This is a genomic window from Klebsiella terrigena (genome assembly GCF_006539725.1).
Taxonomy (GTDB): Bacteria; Pseudomonadota; Gammaproteobacteria; order Enterobacterales; family Enterobacteriaceae; genus Klebsiella; species Klebsiella terrigena.
The window spans coordinates 142,895-166,009 of sequence record NZ_BJNO01000010.1 but is presented as its reverse complement, the minus strand read 5'-3'; the positions used below and the strand labels follow the sequence as shown (position 1 = coordinate 166,009).

Sequence of the window (23,115 nt, the reverse complement as noted above, 5' to 3'; positions counted from 1 at the left end):
GGCCGCCGTCCTGGCGGCCAGTCCTGGATGCTCGCCTGCGTTCCCGCCAGTTTCCTTGATGCGCCTTAACCCCCACGCAGCCAGCCCGTGGCAATTAAGTCGCGATATCATTGCTGAGAGCTTTTTCAGCAACGACCATACAAACATGGGGTATGCAGCAGGCTGGCTAGCTCTCTTTGTTCTGTCTCGCCGGCGCGAGGGCGCGATGGACGGGAATCGGCAGCCATGCGCGAATCAACAGCCCACCCCGCTCGCTGGAACCTATCTCCAGCCGACCGTTATGGTTATCGATAATACGCTGCACGATGGCCAGCCCCAGGCCGGTGCCGCTGGTGCTGCGGGCGCTATCGCCGCGCACAAACGGCTGGAACAGGTGCTCGCGCTGCTCCGGCTTGATGCCAGGGCCATCGTCCTCGACCTGGAACCACGCGCTGCTTGCTTCACTGCCGCTGCTAACCTTAATCCAGCCGTTACCGTAGCGCGCGGCGTTCACCACCATATTGGCCAGCGCGCGCTTGATGGACAGAGGATGGATGCGCAGCGGGATCTCTCCGGCCTGCAGGTCGGTGGCAATTTCGCGCTCATAGCCGCTTTCCGCCGCGATAACCTCACCCAGCACCGAGTTCAGGTCCGCCAGCTCCATCGGCATCTCCTGACCGGTACGCAGATAGTCAATAAACTGCTCGATGATGGCGTTACACTCTTCGATATCTTTATTGATCGACTCGGCGAGGTAGCCGTCTTCTGCCGCCATCATCTCCGTCGCCAGGCGAATGCGCGTCAGCGGCGTGCGCAGATCGTGGCTCACGCCGGCCATCAGCAGCGTGCGGTCGTCAGCCAGCTGCTTCACGCCCGCGGCCATATGGTTGAAGGCGCGGGTCACCGAGCGAACCTCGGACGCCCCGTACTCGCGCAGCGGCGGCGGAATAATGCCCCGCCCGACCTGCAGCGCCGCATGTTCAAGATCAACCAGCGGTCGGTTCTGAATACGAATAAAGAGCCAGGCCCCGCCAATCGCCAGCAGCATAATCGCCAGGGTATAGCGGAACAGCGGCGAGAAATCACCCTGATGGATTTCCGTCAGCGGGACGCGCACCCAGATATTCGGAGAGAGCCAGGTTTTCAGCCACACCACCGGCGAGCTTTTGTTGACCTCAACCCGCACTTCGGTTGGCCCGCCGAGCTGGTGCGCCATCTGCTGGCTTAAAAACTCATAGTGCTGCGCCCAGCGCAGACCCGCATCTTCCGCCGCTTCGTTGGAGTAGAGCGAAATGCCCAGCTCCCGATAAATCTCACGACGAAAGGCCGGAGGCACCACCAATTGGGTGCCATCCTCGAGCTGCAGCTTGTCGGTCATCAGCATACGGACTTCGTAGGCCAGAACCTTATTAAACTGCTGCAGACTCGGCAGGATCGCGAAATTCAGCACCACCAGATAGGTCGTCACCAGGCTGACGAACAGCAGGGTGACGATCAGCAGCAGGGTGCGAGCAAACGAACTTCGCGGCGAAAAGCGCACGCGTTTCATGCCTTAGAGCCGTCCGGTACGAAGACGTAGCCAAGGCCCCACACGGTCTGGATATAGCGCGGATGCGCCGGGTCCTCTTCCACCATGCGGCGCAGGCGGGAGATCTGCACATCGATGGAGCGCTCCATCGCCGAGTATTCGCGGCCGCGGGCAAGGTTCATCAGCTTATCGCGGGAGAGCGGCTCGCGCGGGTGGCTCACCAGCGCCTTCAGCACCGCAAACTCACCGCTGGTCAGCGGCATAGGCTCATCTTCACGGAACATCTCGCGGGTCCCGAGGTTAAGCTTGAACTTGCCAAACGCGATAACCGCCTCTTCCTGCGAAGGAGCGCCCGGCAGCTCATTCGCCTGACGGCGCAGCACCGCGCGGATACGCGCCAGCAGCTCGCGCGGGTTGAAGGGTTTGGGAATGTAGTCGTCAGCGCCGATCTCGAGGCCCACGATACGGTCAACTTCTTCCCCTTTCGCCGTCACCATAATGATCGGCATCGGGTTGCTCTGGCTACGCAGGCGACGGCAGATGGAGAGGCCATCTTCGCCAGGCAGCATTAAATCCAACACCATCAGGTGGAAGGACTCGCGGGTCAACAGGCGATCCATCTGTTCAGCGTTGGCTACGCTTCGAACCTGGAAGCCCTGCTCGGTCAGATAACGCTCGAGCAGCGCGCGCAGGCGCATGTCGTCATCGACAACCAGAATCTTATAATTCTCTTGCATTGTTTATACTCCCAAAGGTTCACTGCAATTGTCAGTGCGTATTCTCAAAAAAGCCCGTGCCGGCCACCAGCTAAATCTGGTATATATTCCAGGCTAAATTGTTACAAAGCATATTTAACAGCAGCTTAAGTATACATTTAATCATAAGACACATTATTTATCCTGTCGGTATTATTACGCGCTACGAATTGTGCGCAGCCGCACAGAACCCTGCGCAATACCAGACAGTCAGAAGGTAGAACGATTAATGAAAACGCCGCTGATCACCCGTGAAGGGTATGAAAAACTTAAAAAAGAGATGGACTACCTGTGGCGCGAAGAGCGTCCTGAAGTCACTAAAAAAGTCACCTGGGCGGCGAGCCTCGGCGACCGCAGTGAAAACGCCGACTATCAGTATAATAAAAAACGCCTGCGCGAAATTGACCGCCGGGTACGCTATTTGAGCAAATGTCTTGAGCATCTGAAGATCGTTGATTACTCCCCGCAGCAGGAGGGCAAGGTGTTCTTCGGCGCGTGGGTCGAGATTGAAAACGACAGCGGCGACAGCAAGCGCTTTCGCATCGTCGGCTACGATGAAATCTTCGGCCGCAAAGACTATATCTCGATCGACTCGCCCATGGCCCGCGCCCTGCTGAAAAAAGAGGTCGGCGACCTGGCTATCGTCCATACGCCCGCCGGCGAAGCCAGCTGGTACGTTAACGACATTGAATACGTCAAATAGAGCCCTGCACCATCAGGCGATTTTATTTGCCGCTTTGCTCGCGGATCTATGCCCGGAAGATTCCGAGAGACCTCCGCCGCGACTGGCATTTTGCGGTGCCAGTCCGTATAACTATCCCCTGATTTTTTGATCCAGTAGATGAAGCCAAGCCATGATGAATGATTCGCTCTGCCGCATTATTGCGGGTGAACTTCAGGCCAGGACTGAACAGGTAGAAGCTGCCGTTCGCCTGCTTGATGAAGGGAACACCGTGCCGTTTATTGCACGTTATCGTAAAGAAGTCACCGGCGGTCTGGATGACACGCAGCTGCGTAATCTGGAAACCCGCCTCGGCTATCTGCGCGAACTGGAAGACCGCCGCCAGTCGATCCTCAAATCGATCGGCGAGCAGGGTAAACTGACCGATGCGCTGGAAAAAGCCATCACCACCACCCTGAGCAAAACCGAGCTCGAAGATCTCTACCTGCCGTATAAGCCAAAGCGCCGCACCCGCGGGCAAATCGCTATCGAAGCCGGGCTCGAGCCGCTGGCGGATCTGCTGTGGAACGACCCGTCCCACGATCCGGAAGCCGAAGCCGCCAAATTTATCAATGCCGACGGCGGCGTAGCGGATACCAAGGCCGCCCTCGACGGCGCGCGCTATATCCTGATGGAGCGCTTCGCTGAAGATGCCGGACTGCTGGCAAAAGTGCGCGATTATCTGTGGAAGAACGCGCATCTGGTCGCGACGGTGGTCAGTGGGAAAGAAGAAGAAGGCGCGAAGTTCCGCGACTACTTCGATCATCATGAACCGATTTCAACCGTGCCTTCTCACCGTGCGCTGGCAATGTTCCGCGGCCGCAACGAAGGCATTCTGCAGCTGGCTCTGAATCCCGACCCGCAGTTCGACGAGACGCCGAAAGAGAGCCACTGCGAGCAGATTATTATCAGCCATCTCGGCCTGCGCCTGAACGGCGCGCCGGCGGATAGCTGGCGTAAAGGGGTGGTGAGCTGGACCTGGCGCATCAAGGTCCTGATGCATCTCGAAACCGAGCTGATGGGCACCGTGCGCGAACGTGCGGAAGATGAAGCCATTAACGTCTTTGCCCGCAACCTGCACGACCTGCTGATGGCGGCGCCTGCGGGTCTGCGCGCGACGATGGGCCTCGATCCGGGCCTGCGTACCGGCGTGAAGGTGGCGGTCGTTGACGGGACCGGCAAGCTGGTCGCCACCGACACCATCTATCCGCATACCGGCCAGGCGGCTAAAGCCGCGGTGGCGGTCGCCGGGCTGTGTCAAAAGCACAACGTTGAGCTGGTCGCTATCGGTAACGGCACCGCATCGCGCGAAACCGAACGCTTCTTCCTCGACGTGCAGCAGCAGTTCCCGAAGGTCACCGCGCAAAAGGTGATCGTCAGCGAAGCGGGAGCGTCGGTTTATTCGGCTTCCGAGCTGGCGGCGCTGGAGTTCCCGGACCTTGACGTTTCCCTGCGCGGCGCCGTCTCTATCGCCCGCCGCCTGCAGGATCCGCTGGCCGAGCTGGTGAAGATCGATCCAAAGTCTATCGGCGTCGGCCAGTATCAGCACGATGTCAGCCAGTCCCAGCTGGCGCGCAAGCTGGATGCGGTGGTTGAGGACTGCGTAAACGCCGTCGGCGTGGACCTGAATACCGCCTCCGTGCCGCTGCTCACCCGCGTCGCCGGGCTGACCCGCATGATGGCGCAGAACATCGTCGCCTGGCGCGATGAAAACGGTCAGTTCCAGAACCGCCAGCAGCTGCTGAAGGTGAGCCGCCTCGGTCCAAAAGCCTTTGAGCAGTGTGCGGGGTTCCTGCGCATCAACCACGGCGATAACCCGCTGGATGCCTCCACCGTTCACCCGGAAGCCTATCCGATCGTTGAGCGGATTCTGGCCGCCACTCAGCAGGCGCTACAAGAGCTGATGGGTAACAGCAGCGAGCTGCGCAACCTCAAGGCCAGCGAGTTCACCGATGAGAAATTCGGCGTGCCGACGGTGACCGACATCATCAAAGAGCTGGAAAAGCCGGGCCGCGATCCGCGTCCTGAATTCAAAACCGCGAAGTTCGCTGATGGCGTAGAAACCATGAACGATCTGCTGCCGGGCATGGTGCTGGAAGGGGCCGTCACCAACGTCACCAACTTTGGCGCGTTTGTCGATATCGGCGTTCACCAGGATGGCCTGGTACACATCTCATCGCTATCGAACAAGTTCGTGGAAGACCCGCATAGCGTGGTCAAAGCGGGCGATATCGTCCAGGTTAAGGTGATGGAAGTTGACCTGCAGCGTAAGCGTATCGCCCTGACGATGCGCCTGGATGAGCAGCCGGGCGAGAGCAACTCGCGCCGCAGCGGCGGCGGCGAGCGTCCGCAGGGCAATCGTCCGCCGGCAAAAGCGGCGAAGCCGCGCGGCCGTGAAGCCCAGTCGAACGGCAATAGCGCGATGATGGACGCGCTGGCAGCGGCAATGGGTAAAAAACGCTAGCTCCTCTTTGCCCCCCGCTTCGGGGGGCAATCTCCCGCCGACAAAGCAGCAATATTGCGCAAACGGCGCTCGATAAATTCCAGTAAGCTGTTAATAAGCGCAGACGGAAATTCTATTTATTAAAGTTTCATTTCGTTAACCAATGAAACCTTAATTAAACATTAATTGAAAAAAGTAATATTTAACTTATTTATTGCTACCGCACAGACCTTGAGTCATATCAAAAAAACAGCAAATTTCCGCCAAAAGTCCATTATTGCGCCCGTTATGTATTGATGATAAAAACTATTCTCATTATCATTATTTGCAGTTTCTATTCTTCTTCGTAGGCTATGCTCCCCGGTGCCGCGCAGCCGCTGCGCACGGTAAACTCTCGTTCAGTTAGCGATATACAAGTAGGCCCTATGCAATTCACTCCTGATAGCGCTTGGAAAATTACCGGTTTCTCTCGCGATATAAGCCCGGCTTATCGGCAGAAACTGTTATCCCTTGGCATGTTGCCTGGCTCTTCTTTTAACGTGGTACGCGTGGCGCCGCTTGGCGATCCTGTGCATATCGAAACCCGGCGCGTGAGCCTGGTATTGCGTAAAAAAGATCTCGACCTAATAGAACTGGAAGCGGTTGCACAATAACGCCGGCCCGGCAATAAGAGTCTGAAATATGAAAAAATTAACCATTGGTTTAATTGGTAATCCTAACTCCGGCAAGACCACGTTATTTAATCAGCTCACCGGCGCCCGCCAGCGCGTGGGGAACTGGGCCGGCGTTACCGTTGAGCGTAAAGAGGGAGCCTTTACCACCACGGATAATCAGGTCACGCTGGTTGATCTGCCCGGTACCTATTCGCTGACCACCATCTCCTCGCAAACCTCGCTGGATGAGCAGATTGCCTGTCACTATATTCTCAGCGGCGACGCCGACCTGCTGATTAACGTCGTGGATGCGTCAAACCTTGAGCGCAACCTCTACCTGACGCTCCAGCTGCTGGAGCTGGGGATCCCCTGCGTCGTTGCCCTGAACATGCTGGATATCGCCGAGAAGCAGAAAATCCGCATCGACGTTGACGCCCTCTCAGCGCGCCTTGGCTGCCCGGTTATCCCGCTGGTGTCAACCCGCGGCCGCGGTATCGAAGCCCTGAAGATGGCTATCGATCGTCATCAGGAAAACAGGGCGATTGAGCTGGTGCACTATCCGCAGCCGCTGCTGCGCGAGGCGGAAAAACTGGCGCAGGCCATGTCCAGTGAGATTCCGCGGCGCCAGCGCTGCTGGCTCGGCCTGCAGATGCTGGAAGGCGATATCTACAGCCGCGCCTATGCCGGCAACGCCGCCGATAGGCTCGATGCCGCCCTGGCGAACCTGAGCAAAGAGATTGACGATCCGGCGCTGCATATTGCCGATGCCCGCTATCAGAGCATTGCCGCCATCTGCGATGCCGTCAGCAACACGCTGACCGCCGAGCCGAGCCGCTTCACCGCCGCGATGGATAAAATTATCCTCAACCGGGTACTTGGCTTGCCCATTTTTCTGTTCGTCATGTATCTGATGTTTTTACTGGCCATCAACATCGGCGGCGCGCTGCAGCCAATATTCGACGCCGGATCGGTGGCCATCTTTATCCACGGCATTCAGTGGCTGGGCTATACCCTGCATCTCCCGGAGTGGCTGACCGTGTTCCTCGCCCAGGGGATCGGCGGCGGTATTAACACCGTGCTGCCGCTGGTGCCGCAGATCGGCATGATGTACCTGTTCCTCTCCTTCCTCGAAGACTCCGGCTATATGGCGCGCGCGGCGTTCGTGATGGACCGCCTGATGCAGGCGCTGGGCCTGCCGGGGAAATCCTTCGTGCCGCTGATTGTCGGCTTCGGCTGCAACGTGCCGTCGGTGATGGGCGCGCGTACGCTGGATGCGCCGCGCGAGCGCCTGATGACTATCATGATGGCGCCGTTTATGTCCTGCGGCGCGCGGCTGGCTATCTTTGCCGTGTTCGCCGCGGCCTTCTTCGGGCAAAACGGTGCGCTGGCGGTCTTCTCGCTGTACCTGCTCGGCATCGTGATGGCAATCCTCACCGGCCTGATGCTCAAGCACACCATTATGCGCGGCGAAGCCTCGCCGTTTGTGATGGAGCTGCCGGTATATCACGTGCCGCATATCAAAAGCCTGGTCATCCAGACCTGGCAGCGCCTGAAAGGCTTCGTGCTGCGGGCGGGTAAAGTCATCGTGATCGTCAGCATCTTCCTCAGCGCGCTGAACAGCTTCTCGCTCAACGGCAAGCTGGTGGATAACATTAACGACTCGGCGCTGGCGTCGGTCAGCCGGGTCATCACCCCGCTGTTTAAGCCGATTGGCGTTCATGAAGACAACTGGCAGGCAACCGTCGGGCTGTTCACCGGTGCGATGGCCAAAGAGGTGGTGGTCGGCACGCTAAATACGCTCTATACCGCGGAAAACATTCAAAACGAAGCGTTTAATCCGCAGACCTTTAGCCTCGGCGATGAGCTGCTGGCGGCCGCGGATGAAACCTGGCAGAGCCTGAAAGACACCTTCAGCCTCAGCGTGCTGGCGAACCCGATTGAGGCCAGCAAGGGCGATGGCGAAATGGCAACCGGCGCCATGGGCGTGATGAGCAGCAAATTCGGCAATGCCGCCGCGGCGTACAGCTATCTGATTTTCGTCCTGCTCTATATTCCGTGTATTTCGGTGATGGGCGCCGTCGCCCGCGAATCGAGCCGCGGCTGGATGTCGTTCTCCATCCTGTGGGGGCTGAATATCGCATACTCGCTCTCCACGCTCTACTATCAAACCGTGAGCTTTAGCCAGCACCCGCGCTACAGCCTGGTGTGCATCCTTGCCGTCGTGCTGTTCAACGTCGTGCTCTTTGGCCTGCTCCGTCGCGCGCGCAGTCGGGTCGACATCTCGCTGCTGGCGACGCGTAAAACGCCGTCGTCGTGCTGCCAGAGCCCGGCCGGCGATTGCCACTAAGGAGTGATGATGGCGTCGTTGATTGAAGTACGCGATATGCTGGCACTGCAGGGGCGGATGGAGGCCGCGCAGCTCAGCGCCCGCCTGCACGCGCCGCAGCCGCTGATTGACGCGATGCTGAGCCGGCTCGAAGCCATGGGTAAGGTTCAGCGGGTAGCCCAGGACCCTGAGGGCTGCCTCTCCGGCAGCTGCAAAAGCTGCCCGGAAGGAAAGGCCTGCTTATCGGAGTGGTGGTCGCTGCGTTGATGGGTTTATGGGTTTATGGGTTTATGGGTTTATGGGTTTATGGGTTGAGAAGCGGGTCGAGAGACCCGCTTAGCGAATGACTTGTCGACGCAGGTTATTTGTAGACGTCTGCGTTAGCGTGAACCGTTTTTTCGTTTTTGTTACCGGCAATCACCACGAAGTATTTACCGCCGAGCTCATCCGCCTTTTTCGACAGATCGCGCTTGGCATCCATCGGCGAGGTCGTTTTAGAGGTGGTGATGCTGCCGACTTTGGTCAGATTCATCGTCGCGACCTCGTCTTTCTGAATTTCTTTCGCTGCGAACGCGCCAAATGACAGACTTCCAATCACCAGAGATGTCAAAATACCCGTAATAAGTTTCATAGCCTCTACTCTCCATTAGGTTGTTTTTTTAGGCCGCCGAGATGAAATGAAATAATCATCTGCCGCAACAATCTAAGTATTGCTATGCCCCGGATTTTTACCACGTTCCGTTAAAAATAATTCCTCAACCGCTTTTTCAACGCCAGCAGCGGCTGGCAGAAGTCGTGCGGATGCGAGATAAACGGCGCATGGGCCGCCTTGTCAAAGACGATGGATTCACTCTGTTCCCACATTGCATCAAGAAGAGGGACTATTTTGCGCGGCACCAGGCCGTCCAGGCGACCGTACAGCCGCAGGAACGGCATCGGCAGCGCCGCCAGCGGCTGGCGCAAATCGGCGGTTTTCAGGATTTCCAGCCCGCCGTTCAGAGCCGCTATCGACGGCATCGGGAGCGACAGAACGGTGCTTTTCAGCGCCCGGGCATCCTGGCGCGCGCTTTCAGTTCCCATCGTTTGCAGGGCCAGAAAACGCTCGACGGTGCGCTGAAAGTCATCGCTGAGCTGCTGCTGAAAACCGCTCAGCACTTCCGGCTTAATGCCCGGCCAGTCGTCATGCGCGCTGAAGCTCGGGGAAGAGGCGACGGTAACCAGCGCCAGCACGCGCTGAGGATGCTGTAAGGCTATCTGGCTTGCCACCAGGCCCCCCAGGCTCCAGCCCAACCAGATGGCCTGCTCAGGGGCTTTTTTCAGCACCTGCTGCGCCATCTCCTCCAGAGACAGCGCGCCAAAACCGCTGCTGCGACCATAGCCCGGCAGATCAACCACGTGCAGCGTGAAGTGCGAAGCCAGCTGCGGCGTAATGCAATCCCACACCCCGGCATTCAGCCCCCATCCGTGCAGCAGCACAAGATGACACTTCCCTTCGCCCACGGTTTGCCACCAGATGTCGTTCATCAGCTATTGTTCTCTTTTCACCAGATATCAGGGGGAAATATGCTAACAGCACACGGCTTATGCTGGCTATGCCAAATGCCGCTGGCCATTGCCAGCTGGGGATTCTGCTCCCGCTGCAGCGCATCGCTGACAACCCGTCAGCCCCGATGCCCACGCTGCGGCCTGCCCGCCGGCACCGCCAGCGTCCCCTGCGGTCGCTGCATCCAGGATCCCCCGCCGTGGCAGCGGCTGGTGGCCGTCAGCGACTACCTTCCGCCGCTAAGCGGCCTGATCCATCAGCTGAAATTTACCCGCCGCCCGGAGCTGGCCCCGGCGCTGGCTCGCCTGCTGCTGCTGCGTATCCGCCAGAGCGCAGACCTGCCCCCGGTGGACAGGATTGTCGGCGTCCCGCTGTGGCAGCGGCGGCAATGGCGGCGAGGTTTTAACCAGAGCGATCTGCTATGCCGTCCTCTGGCACGCTGGACGCACACCGCCTGGCGCAGCGACGCGCTGCGGCGCAGCCGCCCTACCGCAACTCAGCATCAGCTCACCGCGAGGTTACGCAAACGGAACCTGAAAAATGCGTTTCAGCTTGAATTGTCGGTTCGGGGTCACCATATCGCCATTGTGGATGATGTCGTCACAACCGGAAGCACCGTCGCCGAGATATCCCGCCTGCTTTTGCGAAACGGCGCCGCGACGGTTCAGGTATGGTGTATGTGCCGTACCTTGTAGACCCCTGCTGATGGGCGTATTATAACCCAGTAAAATAGTCAACTATTAGGCCAACGCTATGATCCGTATTTCCGATGCTGCACAAGCGCACTTTGCCAAACTGCTGGTAAATCAGGAAGAAGGGACACAAATTCGCGTATTTGTGATTAATCCCGGCACCCCAAACGCTGAGTGCGGCGTATCCTACTGCCCACCGGATGCGGTGGAAGACACCGACACGACGCTGAAGTTTGAGCAGCTGACCGCGTACGTCGACGAACTCAGCGCGCCGTACCTGGAAGACGCTGAAATCGACTTCGTGACCGATCAGCTTGGCTCCCAGCTGACGCTGAAAGCGCCAAACGCCAAGATGCGTAAAGTCTCCGACGACGCGCCGCTGATGGAGCGCGTTGAATATATGCTGCAATCGCAGATCAACCCGCAGCTGGCCGGCCACGGTGGTCGCGTGACGCTGATGGAAATCACCGAAGATGGCCTGGCGATTCTGCAGTTCGGCGGCGGCTGTAACGGCTGCTCAATGGTCGACGTTACCCTGAAAGAAGGGATCGAGAAACAGCTGCTGACCGAATTCCCTGAACTGAAAGGCGTGCGCGATCTGACCGAACATCAGCGCGGCGAGCACTCCTACTACTAAGCCGTCCGCCATATCGCACTCCCAGCCCGGCCGTATTTTGCTGCCGGGCCGCTCCCTCCTGACGCAACCCCTCCCGCCCTATCGTTAGTCGTACGTGCAAAAAACCCGGGAAAGAGTATGACTTAAGTCTCATATTTAAAATATTCACCGCCAGGGTGATTCTCAACCTTCATATGTTACCCGTATCATCTCTCTCAGGCTCCGCTGCTATAAAAATAGCCAGCTATCCTTTCTGATAAGAAGTGATAGTCGATTTTATGGCGCCATACAGTTTGTATCCCCGCCCGGAGCAAACGGAACAAGATTGAAGTTTTACGTTACCCATAACAAATGAAAGGCCAGGTAAATTATGCCATTAGTCATCGTTGCTATCGGGGTCGCCCTGTTATTACTGCTGATGATCCGCTTCAAAATGAACGGCTTCATCGCTTTGATTCTGGTGGCGCTCGCCGTCGGACTTATGCAGGGCATGCCTCTGGATAAAGTCATCATATCCATCAAAAACGGCGTCGGGGGCACCCTCGGCAGCCTCGCGCTGATCATGGGCTTCGGCGCAATGCTCGGCAAGCTGCTGGCAGACTGCGGCGGCGCGCAGCGCATTGCTACCACGCTTATCGCTAAATTTGGCAAAAAGCACATCCAATGGGCGGTCGTTCTGACCGGCTTCACCGTCGGTTTTGCGCTGTTCTATGAAGTGGGCTTCGTTCTTATGCTGCCGCTGGTGTTCACCATCGCCGCATCTGCCCGCATCCCGCTGCTGTACGTCGGCGTGCCGATGGCGGCCGCGCTCTCCGTAACTCACGGCTTCCTGCCACCGCACCCGGGCCCGACGGCGATCGCTACGATCTTCCACGCCGATATGGGTAAAACCCTGCTATACGGTACGCTGCTGGCAATCCCGACCGTGATCCTTGCCGGCCCGGTCTTCGCCCGCTTCCTGAAAAACATCGATAAGCCGATTCCGGAAGGCCTGCACAACCCGAAGACCTTCACTGAAGAAGAGATGCCGGGCTTTGGCGTCAGCGTCTGGACCTCTCTGGTGCCGGTCGTGCTGATGGCGATGCGTGCCGTTGCCGAAATGCTGCTGCCGAAAGGCCACGCGTTCCTCAGATACGCCGAATTCTTTGGTGACCCGGTGATGGCAACGCTGATCGCCGTTCTGATTGCCCTGTTTACCTTTGGCCTCAACCGCGGCCGCTCAATGGAACAGATCAACGAAACGCTGACCTCGTCCATTAAAATCATCGCCATGATGCTGCTGATTATCGGCGGCGGCGGCGCCTTTAAGCAGGTTCTGGTTGATAGCGGCATGGATAAGTACATCGCCTCGATGATGCATGGTTCCAGCATGTCTCCGCTGTTTATGGCGTGGTCAATTGCGGCAGTTCTGCGTATTGCGCTGGGTTCGGCGACCGTTGCGGCAATTACCGCCGGCGGTATTGCGGCTCCGCTGATCGCCACCACCGGCGTCAGCCCGGAGCTGATGGTTATCGCCGTGGGCTCCGGCAGCGTGATTTTCTCTCACGTCAACGATCCGGGATTCTGGCTGTTCAAGGAGTACTTCAACCTGACCATCGGCGAGACCATTAGATCGTGGTCGATGCTGGAAACGATTATCTCGGTCTGCGGCCTGGTAGGCTGTCTGCTGCTGGGAATGGTCGTGTAAGGGTCGATTAAGCATAAAAAAAGGCCGGGTATGCGTGATGCTACCCGGCCTTTTTATTTATCGTTTTGGCCGCCTCCCCGGCGACGAGTCTTTGCCGCCGGGGAAGCGCTACCTCATTACGGTTTCTTCTTTGCTGCCGCCCTGCGGCGCTTGTCTAAATCCTTGAGCAGCTTGTTGACCTGCGCATCGGCAAACATCTGCTCGAGCGAAGTCGACAGCTTACGCCGCCAGTTCGGATACTCGGTGCTGGTACCCGGAATGTTAACCGGCGCGGCCATCTCCAGCCAGTCCTCCGGCTGCAGGCCCAGCAGCGCGCTGTTGCTGTCGGCGATGTAGCGCTGCATTCCGCGATTGAGGGTTGAGGTCATCGTCATCAGCGACGCGTTATGCCCGGCGCGCTTGGGCAGACAGCCGTACTTATGCAGCGCATCCAGCAGACCCTGCTTCGCCAGCTCCCGGTCCTGATACAGCCCGCGCAGCACCACTTCATCCGGATAGAGCCCGAGAGATTTGCCGAGCGTCAGGTCTCCGCTTTCCCAGTAGCCGCGCAGCGTTGGCAGGTCATGCGTTGTTGCCACAGCCATTGATTGTTCCGGATACGTCTGCGGCGCACGGAACGTTTTCTCATTGTCATTTTCAAAATAGAGCACTTTGTAGGAGTAGACGCCGCTCTTACGCAGCTTGCTGACAATTTCCACCGGCACGGTGCCCAGATCTTCACCGATCACCATGCAGCTATGGCGTTTACTCTCCAGCGCCAGAATAGAGAGCAGATCGTCTACCGGATACTGAACGTAGGCCCCGTGATCGGCGGTTTCGCCGTACGGGATCCACCACAGGCGCAGCACCGACATCACGTGGTCGATGCGCAGCGCGCCGCAGTTTTGCATATTGGCGCGCAGCAATTCGATAAACGGCTCATAGGCGCGGGCGACGATGATGTGCGGATCCATCGGCGGCAGGCCCCAGTTTTGCCCGAGCGGGCCCAGAATATCCGGCGGAGCCCCTACCGAGGCTTTCAGGCAGTAAAGCTCGCGATCGCACCAGGTCTCAGACCCGCCTTCCGCTACGCCAACCGCCAGATCGCGATAGAGGCCAATCGGCATCGCATCGCGCTGGCTGGTGTGCCAGCAGGTGGCAAACTGTGAACAGGCCAGCCACTGCAGCCAGAGGTAAAAATCGACCTCATCAGCGTGTTCAGAACAGAACGCTTTCACCTCCGGGCTGGAGATATCCTGGTACGCTTTTGGCCAGGCCGGCCAGCCCCAGCGCAGCGGATCCTGCTGGACCTGCCGCGCGTGCAGCGCATCAAACGCCGCCTGCCAGTAGAGGCTTTCCCCTTCGCGCAGAACGAACTGACGGAACTCCGTCATCGCCTCATCGCTGCGGACAGAGAAGCCTTTCCAGGCCATGCGCAGCGCGGTCATCTTCAACGCCGTGACGGCGGTGTAGTCAACATCATCCGTCTGCCGCGCCGCCTGTAAAGCCTGCTGGGTCGCCGGCAGCTGCCACCACGCCTGCGCCTCTTTGCTCAAACGGAAATCTTCGACCGCGTTAACGTCGATATAGATAACGTTCAGCCAGCGGCGCGAAGAGGGGCTGTACGGGCTGGCGCTTTCCGGGTTGGCCGGATAGAGCGCATGAATCGGGTTGAGGCCAATAAACGCCCCGCCTCGCTGAGCGATTTCCGGCAGCATCGCGCGCAGGTCGCCGAAGTCGCCAATCCCCCAGTTTTTTTCCGAACGCAGGGTATACAGCTGCACGCAGGCGCCCCACAGCTTCTGCCCCTCTTTCAGGGCCTGCGGCTCGTAGCAGCGCACCGGGGCGACAATCGCCCGACAGTGCCAGCGCTCACCGTCCCGGGTGAGCGTCAGGGTGTGATAGCCTTCCGGCAGTTTGGTCGGCAGCGACAGCGTGTCGCCACCTTTTACCTGCCCCTGATACTGCTTCCCTTCTTCGGTGGTCAGGATCCAGTGAAACTCACCGTGCCCGGCCACCGGCAGCGACATCTTTTTGCCGTGGGTGAAAACCTGTACATTCGGCAGCGGATTAACCGCCGCCTTCGCGACGGTGGTCGTACGATGCATCGCATCAAGCAGACGCTGCTTGGTCACCGCGGCAATCGACTGCGGCTTGCCGTGCGCGTTGATGTAGCTCGGGCTGATCCCCGCCGCTAGCGCGGCGTTATCAAGGCGTTTCGTCTCCATAGGCCTGTCCTTAGCGTTTTGCCTGCCAGATACGTTGCTGATAATCGCGAATTGAGCGATCGGAGCTGAACATGCCGCAGCGGGCGGTATTCAGGATCGTTGCCCGGGTCCAGGCTTCCTGGTCACGGTACAGCTCATCCACCTGCTTCTGCGCGGCCACATAGGTCGCGAAGTCAGCCAGCACCAGGTACGGGTCGCCGCCTTTGAGCAGGCTATGCAGCATCTGGTCAAACGCGTGCTTATCGCCGCCGCTGTACTTACCGCTTTCCAGCTCTTTCAGCACCGCGTCCAGCAGCTTGTCTTTCTTACGCCATTTCAGCGGATCGTAGCCCTTGGCCTTCAGCGCCTTAACTTCTTCCACGGTATTACCGAAGATAAAGATGTTCTCCTCGCCCACCTGCTCGGCGATTTCAACGTTCGCACCGTCCAGCGTGCCGACGGTCAGCGCGCCATTCAGCGCCAGCTTCATGTTGCCGGTACCGGAGGCTTCTTTACCCGCCGTCGAGATCTGTTCAGAGATATCCGCCGCCGGGATCAGCATTTCCGCGGCCGACACGCAGTAGTCCGGCAGGAAGACCACCTTCAGCTTATCGCCAACCAGCGGATCGCTGTTGACGGCCTGCGCCACCTTGTTGATAGCGAAAATGATATTCTTCGCCAGGTAGTAGCCCGGTGCCGCCTTCGCGCCGAACAGGAACACGCGCGGTACGCGGTCGGCCTGCGGGTTTTCGCGAATCTCTTTATACTGCGCCAGGATATTCAGCAGGTTGAGGTGCTGACGTTTGTACTCATGCAGGCGCTTAATCTGGATATCAAAAATCGCCTGCGGGTTAATGTCGATCCCGGTACGCGCCTTCACAAACTCGGCGAGGCGGACCTTGTTGGCCTGCTTAATCTCGCGATAGCTCTGGCGGAACGCCGCATCATCAGCGTACTTTTCCAGGTTAATCAGCTGGTCGAGATCGTTCGCCCACTCTTTTTTCAGCGATTTATCGAGCAGCGCGGCCAGGGCCGGGTTGCACTGTTTGATCCAGCGGCGCGGCGTGATGCCGTTGGTCACGTTGTGGAACTTGTTCGGCCACAGCTGGTGATATTCCGGGAACAGATCCTTCACCACCAGCTCGGAGTGCAGCGCGGCTACGCCGTTTACCGCAAAACCGCTGACCACACACATGTTCGCCATGCGAACCTGCTTGTCATGCACCACCGCCAGCTTAGCCCATACCTGCTCGTCGCCGGGCCAGGTTTTCTCCACCAGCGTCTTAAAGCGGGCGTTAATCTCTTTGATAATCTGCATATGGCGCGGCAGCAGCGCTTTGACCAGCTTCTCGTCCCAGCACTCCAGCGCTTCAGGCATCAGCGTGTGGTTGGTGTAGGCGAAGGTTTTACTGGTGATTGCCCACGCGTCGTCCCAGCTCAGCTGGTGCTCGTCGATCAGCACCCGCAGCAGTTCAGGGATCGCAATCGTCGGGTGGGTGTCGTTCAGCTGGATCACTTCATAATCCGCCAGCTCGGCCAGCTTACGGCCCGCCAGGTGATGACGACGCAGAATATCCGCAACCGAGCAGGCGCACTGGAAGTACTGCTGCATCAGGCGCAGCTTTTTCCCGGCCTGGTGGTTGTCGTTCGGATAGAGCACCTTGGTCAGCTTTTCCGCGTCGATACCCTGCTGCTCGGCGCGCAGGAAATCGCCGTCGTTAAATTTGGTCAGGTTGAACGGATGCGCGTGCTTAGCCTGCCACAGGCGCAGCGGCTGCGCGACGTTGTTGCGATAGCCCAGCACCGGCAGATCCCAGGCTTCACCGGTAATCACGAACGCCGGCTCCCAATGCCCATTTTTCGAGACCTTGCCGCCTAGCCCGACCTGCACGTCGAGCTGCTCGTTGTGGCGGAACCACGGATAGCTGCTGCGTCCCCAGTCATCCGGCGCTTCCGCCTGCTGGCCGTCGTCGAAAGACTGACGGAACAGGCCGTACTGATAGTTCAGGCCATAGCCGGTTGCCGACTGGCCAACGGTGGCCATCGAATCCAGGAAGCACGCCGCCAGGCGACCCAGACCGCCGTTACCCAGGCCCGGATCGATCTCCTCTTCCAGCAGGTCAGTCAGGTGAACGTCATGCGCCTTCAGCTCATCGCTCACCCCTTGATACCAGCCAAGGTTAAGCAGGTTGTTGCCGGTCAGACGGCCGATTAAAAACTCCATCGAAATGTAGTTAACGTGGCGCTGGCCTTCCGCAGGCCTCGCCGCCGGTTGAGCAGCCAGCAGCTCGGCTAACGCGCCGCTCACGGCACGCCACCACTGACGCTGGGTCATCTCAGAAGCGGACTGTAGGCCAAAATGCTGCCACTGACGCGTCAGTGCAGCCTGAAACCGATCTTTGTTAAAAGAAGTCTGTGACATAAGAAATCCGGGTCCTTTACTAAAACGTTAGCGTTAGTGTGCCGACCTCCCGGGGTAACGTCCTCATCCCGGCAGGGATTAGGCAGGGAGGAGTAGCAGGGATGAGCGAAAAGTGTGATCGCGGCCACTATAACGTTAGCCTCCCACCAAAAAGATGCTGCAAAATTCACCGCTTCGAAACAATATATCGTTCAATTACCGTGCTAACAGATTTGTTACAGGCCAATACCGCACGGATGAATAAAAAAAGGCCCTGGTAATTATCTGTAAATAACAATTAGGCCTACAGCAAAATAAACATGTTTGATGATGTAAATACGTCAAAGAGATTACTTATCAGAATTAACTGACATTAACTTAATAAAAACAAACAACTACAAAAAATGGGAATAAAAGTGATTTCCTGGCAGCCGGAAGTGAGGCAAACCCAGACGTCATGCCCACTGGTACCGGTTTTAGGATGATGACGCTCTAATTGAGAATTTGTGACATAGAGCAAATTCAAGAGCATAAAATTCGGACATAACTTGCAATAACTTTCATTATCGCCGACCTTATTAGGTATTAATTACGAAGCGCAAAAAAAATCGCACCCCCCTCTTGCACAGCGAAATGTTGAACTATGTTGATTCCGTCTAAATTAAGTCGCCCAGTCCGCCTTGAACACACCGTGGTTCGCGAACGATTGCTGGCGAAACTTTCCGGCGCGAACAATTATCGTCTCGCGCTGGTCACCAGCCCCGCCGGGTACGGCAAGACCACGCTCATTTCTCAGTGGGCGGCAGGAAAAAATGAGCTCGGGTGGTTCTCGCTGGATGAAGGCGATAACCAACAGGAGCGCTTTGCCAGCTATCTGATCGCCTCTATTCAACAGGCGACCGGGGGCCACTGCGTGGCCAGCGAAACGATGGTGCAAAAGCGCCAGTATGCCAGCCTGCCCTCGCTGTTTGCCCAGCTGTTCATCGAACTTGCCGAGTGGCAGCGCCCGCTATTCCTGGTCATCGACGATTATCATCTGATTAATAACCCGGTGATCCACGACGCCATGCGCTTCTTCCTGCGCCATCAGCCGGAAAACCTGACGCTGGTCGTCCTGTCGCGTAACCTGCCGCAGCTGGGCATTGCCAACCTGCGCGTGCGCGATCAGCTGCTGGAGATTGGCAGCCAGCAGCTGGCCTTTACCCATCAGGAAGCAAAACAATTTTTCGACTGTCGCCTCGCCTCACCGATTGAGGCCGAAGATAGCAGCAGACTGTGTGACGACGTCGCTGGCTGGGCAACGGCCCTCCAGCTCATCGCCCTCTCCGCGCGCCAGAATAACTCCTCCGCCCAGCACTCCGCCCGCCGCCTCGCCGGCATTAACGCCAGCCATCTTTCCGACTACCTCGTCGATGAGGTGCTGGACAACGTCGACGCGCGCACCCGTAATGTGTTGCTAAAAAGCTCGCTGCTGCGCTCGATGAACGATGCGCTCATCGTTCGCGTTACCGGCGAAGAGAACGGCCAGATGCAGCTGGAAGAGATCGAACGCCAGGGGCTGTTCATGCAGCGCATGGACGATTCCGGCGAGTGGTTCCGCTACCATCCGCTGTTCGGCAACTTCCTGCGCCAGCGCTGTCAGTGGGAGCTGGCGACCGAGCTGCCTGAAATTCACCGCTGTGCGGCAGAAGGCTGGATGGCGCAGGGCTTCCCCAGCGAAGCGATTCACCATGCGCTGGCGGCTGGCGATGCCAAAATGCTGCGCGACATTTTACTGAATCACGCCTGGGGCATGTTCAACCACAGCGAGCTGGGGCTGCTCGAGCAGTCGCTGGCAGCGCTGCCGTGGTCAAACCTGCTGGAAAACCCGCGGCTGATCCTGCTGCAGGCCTGGCTGATGCAGAGCCAGCACCGCTATAGCGAAGTAAACACCCTGCTGGCCCGCGCCGAGCAGGAGATGGACGCGGAGATGGATATCGCCATGCACGGCGATTTTAACGCCCTGCGCGCGCAGGTCGCCATTAACGCCGGCGATCAGGAAGAAGCCGAACGCCTGGCGATGGTGGCCTTAGAAGAGCTGCCGCTGGCAAGCTACTACAGCCGCATCGTCGCCACCTCGGTGCACGGCGAAGTGCTGCACTGCAAGGGCCAGCTGAGCAAATCGCTGGCGGTGATGCAGCAGACCGAGCAGATGGCGCGTCGACACGATATCTGGCACTACGCCCTGTGGAGCATGATCCAGCAAAGCGAGATCCTCTTTGCCCAGGGCTTCCTGCAGGCGGCATGGGAAATTCAGGAGAAAGCCTTCCAGCTCATCCGCGACCAGCACCTCGAACAGCTGCCGATGCACGAATTCCTGCTGCGCATTCGCGCGCAGCTGCTGTGGGCCTGGGCGCGGCTGGACGAAGCCGAGGCCTCTGCGCGCAGCGGGATGAACGTCCTTTCAACCTATCAGCCGCAGCAGCAGCTGCAGTGCCTGGCGCTAATGGTCCAGTGCTCGCTGGCGCGCGGCGATCTGGACAACGCCCGCAGCCACCTTAACCGGCTGGAAAACCTGCTCGGCAACGGCCACTATCACAGCGACTGGGTGTCAAATGCCGACAAGGTGCGGGTGATCTACTGGCAGATGATCGGCGATAAAGCCGCGGCGGCCAACTGGCTGCGCCAGACGCCGAAGCCCGAGTTTGCCAATAATCACTTCCTGCAGAGCCAGTGGCGCAACATCGCCAGAGCGCAAATCCTGCTCGGTGATTTCGATTCCGCCGAAATGGTGCTGGAAGAGCTCAATGAAAACGCGCGTTCGCTGCGCCTGATGAGCGATATTAACCGCAACCTGCTGCTGCTCAACCAGCTCTACTGGCAGGCGGGACGTAAGAGCGAGGCGCAGAAGGTCCTGCTGGAAGCGCTCACGCTCGCCAACCGTACCGGATTTATCAATCACTTTGTTATTGAAGGCGAGGCCATGGCCCAGCAGCTGCGTCAGCTTATTCAGCTCAATACGCTGCCGGAGCTGGAGCAGCATCGCGCTCAGCGCATTCTGCGCGATATCAACCAGCACCATCGCCACAAGTTTGCCCACTTCGATGAGGGCTTCGTCGAACGGCTGCTCAACCACCCGGAAGTACCGGAGCTTATCCGCACCAGCCCGCTGACCCAGCGCGAATGGCAGGTGCTCGGCCTGATCTATTCCGGCTACAGCAACGAGCAGATCGCCGGCGAGCTTGACGTGGCGGCAACGACCATTAAAACGCACATTCGCAATCTGTATCAGAAGCTCGGGGTCGCGCACCGCCAGGATGCCGTTCAGCACGCCCAGCGGTTGCTTAAAATGATGGGATACGGCGTCTGACGCCGTTTAGCACAGCTCCAGCTGCAGGTTATTGTCCTTAATAACCTTCAGCACGCCCGCCGGCGGCATCACGTCGGTGTAAACCGCATCAACCATGCTGATGCTGCCCATGTTCACCATCGCGTTACGACCGAATTTCGAATGATCCACCACCAGCATCACGTGCCGCGAGTTTTCAATAATCGCGCGCTTGGTGCGGACCTCATGATAGTCAAACTCCAGCAGCGAGCCGTCGCTATCGACGCCGCTGATGCCGAGAATGCCAAAATCAAGGCGGAACTGGGAGATAAAATCCAGCGTCGCTTCGCCGATAATGCCGCCGTCGCGGCTGCGCAGCTCGCCACCCGCCAGAATGATGCGGAAGTCATCCTTCACCATTAGCGTGTTCGCAACGTTGAGATTGTTGGTAACGATGCGCAGATCGTTGTGCTCCAGCAGCGCGTGCGCCACCGCTTCTGGCGTCGTGCCGATATCAATGAACAGCGTCGCCCCGTCGGGGATCTGGCTGGCAACCTTGCGGGCAATACGCTCTTTTTCCTGGGTTTGGGTCGCCTTCCTGTCGTGCCAGGAGGTGTTAACCGAGCTGGAAGGCAGCGCGGCACCGCCGTGATGGCGCAGGATCATTTTTTGTTCGGCGAGATCGTTGAGGTCACGACGAATGGTCTGCGGGCTGACGGAAAATTGCTCGACCAGCTCCTCCGTACTGACATATCCCTGTTTTTTTACCAGCTCGATAATAGCGTCATGACGTTGTGTTTGTTTCATGCAATATCCCTGGGAAAATTTGACTCGCTTATCATGGATGACGGGGAGTCTCTATGTTCGTTTTCGCACATGCTGAGTATCTACAAACGCCATCGCCAGTCCGGTCACCAGGCCGGCTACGTGCGCGCCGTTCGCAATCGACATGCCAAAAACATCAAACCATCCAGCAATTAACCATACTAAGGAGAAGAGTATCAAGCCGCGCTGTAAATAAACGCCGCTCTGCGGATCGCGCTCTCCCCGCAGCCAGACGTAGCCCATCAGCGCATACACTACGCCGGATAAGCCACCAAACCAGGGGCCGCTAAACTGATGTTGAACAAACCCGCTCAGCAGCGCGCTAATGACGGTGATAACCACCAGCTTGCCGCTGCCAATCCGTTTCTCAACCGCACCGCCGAGGTACCACCACCATAGCAGGTTAAACAGGATGTGCATCAGCGAGAAGTGCATCAACGCATGGCTAAAGTAGCGCCAGACCTCAAACTTCAGCGAGGGGTCGTACGGCCAGGCCAGCAGCAGCATAACCGGCTGGTCGCCAAGGACATTTTGCAGCACAAAGACCAGCACGCAGAGCGTCAGAACCACCCACGTAACGGGCCCGGCGTTGTGGCGCAGGGTCGCGAAGAAGGGGAAGCGCTGGTAGTGCAGCCCGCTGTTAGTTTGCCCCGATTGCCAGCTTGCCGCGAGGTAGCGCGGGTCGGCGGGGTTTTCGAGAAAGCGAGTCAGTTCAGCCTGAACCCGCGCGGCCTGGCTCTCGTCCGCCAGCCAGACGTCGCTCTGGCTGTGCTGCTGAATAGTCAGGATAACGCCCTGGGTCGCCATATAGTCGACAAACGCCTGGGCCACGCGCGGGTTGGCAAAAGAGGTAATCATTAACATGCAGCGGATCGCTTATTCCACACAAAGGGGGACAGTATATACGCAAAATCATTCAAGATGCGTGGCGACGGCAGCCGCGAACGAGCACAGGCGCCCGGTACGCGGGCTGTTTGAACCCTAAAGCGTATACGGTTACCGGTCAGAGCGTCCCGTGAGCCACTTCCGCCGGGAAGTGACGATGCCAGGCATCAAACCCGCCGTCCACGCTGTAGACCTTGTCATAGCCCTGCTGCAGCAGATACTGCGCGGCGCCCTTACTGCTATTACCGTGGTAGCACATCACCATCACCGCCGTCTCAAAGTCGTTATCACGCATAAACGCGCCCAGCGTATCGTTGGTCAGATGAAACGCACCCGGAGTGTGGCCCATCGCATAGCTTTGCGGGTCGCGGATATCCACCAGTACCGCCATGGCCTGTTGCAGCTTCTGATGCGCCTCTTCTACGTTGATACATTCAAAGTGATCCATGTGCTCTTGTCTCTTTATTGCGGGGTGATATAGCGGGCTGATTGCCGGCCATGATTCTACTGCCTAGTTTACCGTCAGACGGGAAATAAACGCCAATATGTTACATGCATCACTCTGAAA

Annotated in this window: 18 protein-coding genes; 9 read left to right on the top strand and 9 right to left on the bottom strand. The window is 58.2% G+C overall.

All coding sequences use genetic code 11. From position 1 onward, the window contains the following. Window positions 1–166: 166 nt before the first annotated feature. Both envZ and ompR read right to left on the bottom strand, forming a co-directional pair. Entirely contained in the window at window positions 167–1,528 is a 1,362-nt protein-coding gene (gene envZ, locus RTE01_RS13525) for a two-component system sensor histidine kinase EnvZ (protein WP_041143014.1), read from the bottom strand. After that, the gene (ompR, locus tag RTE01_RS13520) at window positions 1,525–2,244 is read right to left on the bottom strand and encodes an osmolarity response regulator transcription factor OmpR (protein ID WP_001157751.1); all 720 of its coding nucleotides are present in this window, start codon (window positions 2,242–2,244) and stop codon (window positions 1,525–1,527) included. Before ompR ends, envZ begins: the two co-directional genes overlap by 4 nt. A 247-nt stretch (window positions 2,245–2,491) precedes the next feature. On the opposite strand from ompR, the gene greB reads away from it, so the two are divergent. The 5 genes from greB (at window position 2,492) to feoC (ending at window position 8,672) form a co-directional block, all read left to right on the top strand. Continuing rightward, on the top strand, window positions 2,492–2,965 hold the full coding sequence (gene greB, locus RTE01_RS13515) for a transcription elongation factor GreB (protein WP_041143015.1): 474 nt from the start codon (window positions 2,492–2,494) through the stop codon (window positions 2,963–2,965). Between the two features lie 151 nt (window positions 2,966–3,116). Beyond that, window positions 3,117–5,447 (top strand): Tex family protein, encoded by a 2,331-nt coding sequence (locus RTE01_RS13510; RefSeq protein ID WP_141335090.1) that lies wholly within the window; start codon window positions 3,117–3,119, stop codon window positions 5,445–5,447. A 404-nt stretch (window positions 5,448–5,851) separates the two neighbouring features. Further along, window positions 5,852–6,079 (top strand): ferrous iron transporter A, encoded by a 228-nt coding sequence (gene feoA, locus RTE01_RS13505; RefSeq protein WP_004868486.1) that lies wholly within the window; start codon window positions 5,852–5,854, stop codon window positions 6,077–6,079. Window positions 6,080–6,107: 28 nt separating this feature from the next. After that, on the top strand, window positions 6,108–8,426 hold the full coding sequence (gene feoB, locus RTE01_RS13500) for a Fe(2+) transporter permease subunit FeoB (protein ID WP_134527997.1): 2,319 nt from the start codon (window positions 6,108–6,110) through the stop codon (window positions 8,424–8,426). A gap of 9 nt (window positions 8,427–8,435) precedes the next feature. Then, window positions 8,436–8,672 (top strand): [Fe-S]-dependent transcriptional repressor FeoC, encoded by a 237-nt coding sequence (gene feoC / locus RTE01_RS13495; protein WP_041143018.1) that lies wholly within the window; start codon window positions 8,436–8,438, stop codon window positions 8,670–8,672. A 94-nt stretch (window positions 8,673–8,766) separates the two neighbouring features. Here the strand turns inward: feoC and RTE01_RS13490 are convergent, their stop codons facing one another. Beyond that, on the bottom strand, window positions 8,767–9,036 hold the full coding sequence (locus RTE01_RS13490; protein ID WP_041143019.1) for a YdgH/BhsA/McbA-like domain containing protein: 270 nt from the start codon (window positions 9,034–9,036) through the stop codon (window positions 8,767–8,769). Window positions 9,037–9,146: 110 nt separating this feature from the next. Then, a complete protein-coding gene (gene bioH, locus RTE01_RS13485; protein ID WP_123552460.1) occupies window positions 9,147–9,929 on the bottom strand; it encodes a pimeloyl-ACP methyl ester esterase BioH in 783 nt (260 codons plus the stop codon). Window positions 9,930–9,968: 39 nt separating this feature from the next. Here bioH and gntX point away from each other — a divergent pair, with 39 nt between their 5' ends. The 3 genes from gntX (at window position 9,969) to gntT (ending at window position 12,943) form a co-directional block, all read left to right on the top strand. Then, window positions 9,969–10,643 carry a DNA utilization protein GntX gene (gntX, locus tag RTE01_RS13480; RefSeq protein WP_134528000.1) on the top strand — a complete coding sequence of 225 codons (675 nt, stop codon included), beginning with the start codon at window positions 9,969–9,971 and terminating at the stop codon, window positions 10,641–10,643. Window positions 10,644–10,701: 58 nt separating this feature from the next. After that, window positions 10,702–11,277, top strand: coding sequence for a Fe-S biogenesis protein NfuA (nfuA, locus tag RTE01_RS13475; protein ID WP_041143022.1), 576 nt, complete (start codon window positions 10,702–10,704; stop codon window positions 11,275–11,277). A gap of 349 nt (window positions 11,278–11,626) precedes the next feature. Further along, window positions 11,627–12,943, top strand: a complete 1,317-nt coding sequence (gntT, locus tag RTE01_RS13470; RefSeq protein ID WP_134528003.1) for a gluconate transporter — start codon at window positions 11,627–11,629, stop codon at window positions 12,941–12,943. Between the two features lie 116 nt (window positions 12,944–13,059). Here the strand turns inward: gntT and malQ are convergent, their stop codons facing one another. Beyond that, window positions 13,060–15,150 carry a 4-alpha-glucanotransferase gene (malQ, locus tag RTE01_RS13465; RefSeq protein WP_134528006.1) on the bottom strand — a complete coding sequence of 697 codons (2,091 nt, stop codon included), beginning with the start codon at window positions 15,148–15,150 and terminating at the stop codon, window positions 13,060–13,062. 10 nt (window positions 15,151–15,160) lie between these two features. Then, window positions 15,161–17,551 carry a maltodextrin phosphorylase gene (gene malP, locus RTE01_RS13460; protein WP_123552462.1) on the bottom strand — a complete coding sequence of 797 codons (2,391 nt, stop codon included), beginning with the start codon at window positions 17,549–17,551 and terminating at the stop codon, window positions 15,161–15,163. A gap of 622 nt (window positions 17,552–18,173) precedes the next feature. Between malP and malT the strand changes: the two genes are divergently transcribed. Beyond that, window positions 18,174–20,879 (top strand): HTH-type transcriptional regulator MalT, encoded by a 2,706-nt coding sequence (gene malT / locus RTE01_RS13455; RefSeq protein WP_134528009.1) that lies wholly within the window; start codon window positions 18,174–18,176, stop codon window positions 20,877–20,879. A gap of 6 nt (window positions 20,880–20,885) precedes the next feature. Here malT and RTE01_RS13450 read toward each other — a convergent pair whose 3' ends face one another. From RTE01_RS13450 to glpE, 3 genes are all read right to left on the bottom strand, one after another. Beyond that, entirely contained in the window at window positions 20,886–21,644 is a 759-nt protein-coding gene (locus tag RTE01_RS13450) for a DeoR/GlpR family transcriptional regulator (RefSeq protein WP_041143027.1), read from the bottom strand. A gap of 51 nt (window positions 21,645–21,695) precedes the next feature. After that, entirely contained in the window at window positions 21,696–22,526 is an 831-nt protein-coding gene (gene glpG, locus RTE01_RS13445; RefSeq protein WP_076946157.1) for a rhomboid family intramembrane serine protease GlpG, read from the bottom strand. A 139-nt stretch (window positions 22,527–22,665) separates the two neighbouring features. Continuing rightward, window positions 22,666–22,995 carry a thiosulfate sulfurtransferase GlpE gene (gene glpE / locus RTE01_RS13440; RefSeq protein WP_041143029.1) on the bottom strand — a complete coding sequence of 110 codons (330 nt, stop codon included), beginning with the start codon at window positions 22,993–22,995 and terminating at the stop codon, window positions 22,666–22,668. Window positions 22,996–23,115 lie beyond the last annotated feature (120 nt).

Coding starts and splice junctions, on each gene's coding strand:
- envZ (WP_041143014.1), bottom strand. CDS start 1,528: ATGAAACGCGTGCGCTTTTCGCCGCGAAGTTCGTTTGCTCGCACCCTG.
- ompR (WP_001157751.1), bottom strand. CDS start 2,244: ATGCAAGAGAATTATAAGATTCTGGTTGTCGATGACGACATGCGCCTG.
- greB (WP_041143015.1), top strand. CDS start 2,492: ATGAAAACGCCGCTGATCACCCGTGAAGGGTATGAAAAACTTAAAAAA.
- RTE01_RS13510 (WP_141335090.1), top strand. CDS start 3,117: ATGATGAATGATTCGCTCTGCCGCATTATTGCGGGTGAACTTCAGGCC.
- feoA (WP_004868486.1), top strand. CDS start 5,852: ATGCAATTCACTCCTGATAGCGCTTGGAAAATTACCGGTTTCTCTCGC.
- feoB (WP_134527997.1), top strand. CDS start 6,108: ATGAAAAAATTAACCATTGGTTTAATTGGTAATCCTAACTCCGGCAAG.
- feoC (WP_041143018.1), top strand. CDS start 8,436: ATGGCGTCGTTGATTGAAGTACGCGATATGCTGGCACTGCAGGGGCGG.
- RTE01_RS13490 (WP_041143019.1), bottom strand. CDS start 9,036: ATGAAACTTATTACGGGTATTTTGACATCTCTGGTGATTGGAAGTCTG.
- bioH (WP_123552460.1), bottom strand. CDS start 9,929: ATGAACGACATCTGGTGGCAAACCGTGGGCGAAGGGAAGTGTCATCTT.
- gntX (WP_134528000.1), top strand. CDS start 9,969: ATGCTAACAGCACACGGCTTATGCTGGCTATGCCAAATGCCGCTGGCC.
- nfuA (WP_041143022.1), top strand. CDS start 10,702: ATGATCCGTATTTCCGATGCTGCACAAGCGCACTTTGCCAAACTGCTG.
- gntT (WP_134528003.1), top strand. CDS start 11,627: ATGCCATTAGTCATCGTTGCTATCGGGGTCGCCCTGTTATTACTGCTG.
- malQ (WP_134528006.1), bottom strand. CDS start 15,150: ATGGAGACGAAACGCCTTGATAACGCCGCGCTAGCGGCGGGGATCAGC.
- malP (WP_123552462.1), bottom strand. CDS start 17,551: ATGTCACAGACTTCTTTTAACAAAGATCGGTTTCAGGCTGCACTGACG.
- malT (WP_134528009.1), top strand. CDS start 18,174: ATGTTGATTCCGTCTAAATTAAGTCGCCCAGTCCGCCTTGAACACACC.
- RTE01_RS13450 (WP_041143027.1), bottom strand. CDS start 21,644: ATGAAACAAACACAACGTCATGACGCTATTATCGAGCTGGTAAAAAAA.
- glpG (WP_076946157.1), bottom strand. CDS start 22,526: ATGTTAATGATTACCTCTTTTGCCAACCCGCGCGTGGCCCAGGCGTTT.
- glpE (WP_041143029.1), bottom strand. CDS start 22,995: ATGGATCACTTTGAATGTATCAACGTAGAAGAGGCGCATCAGAAGCTG.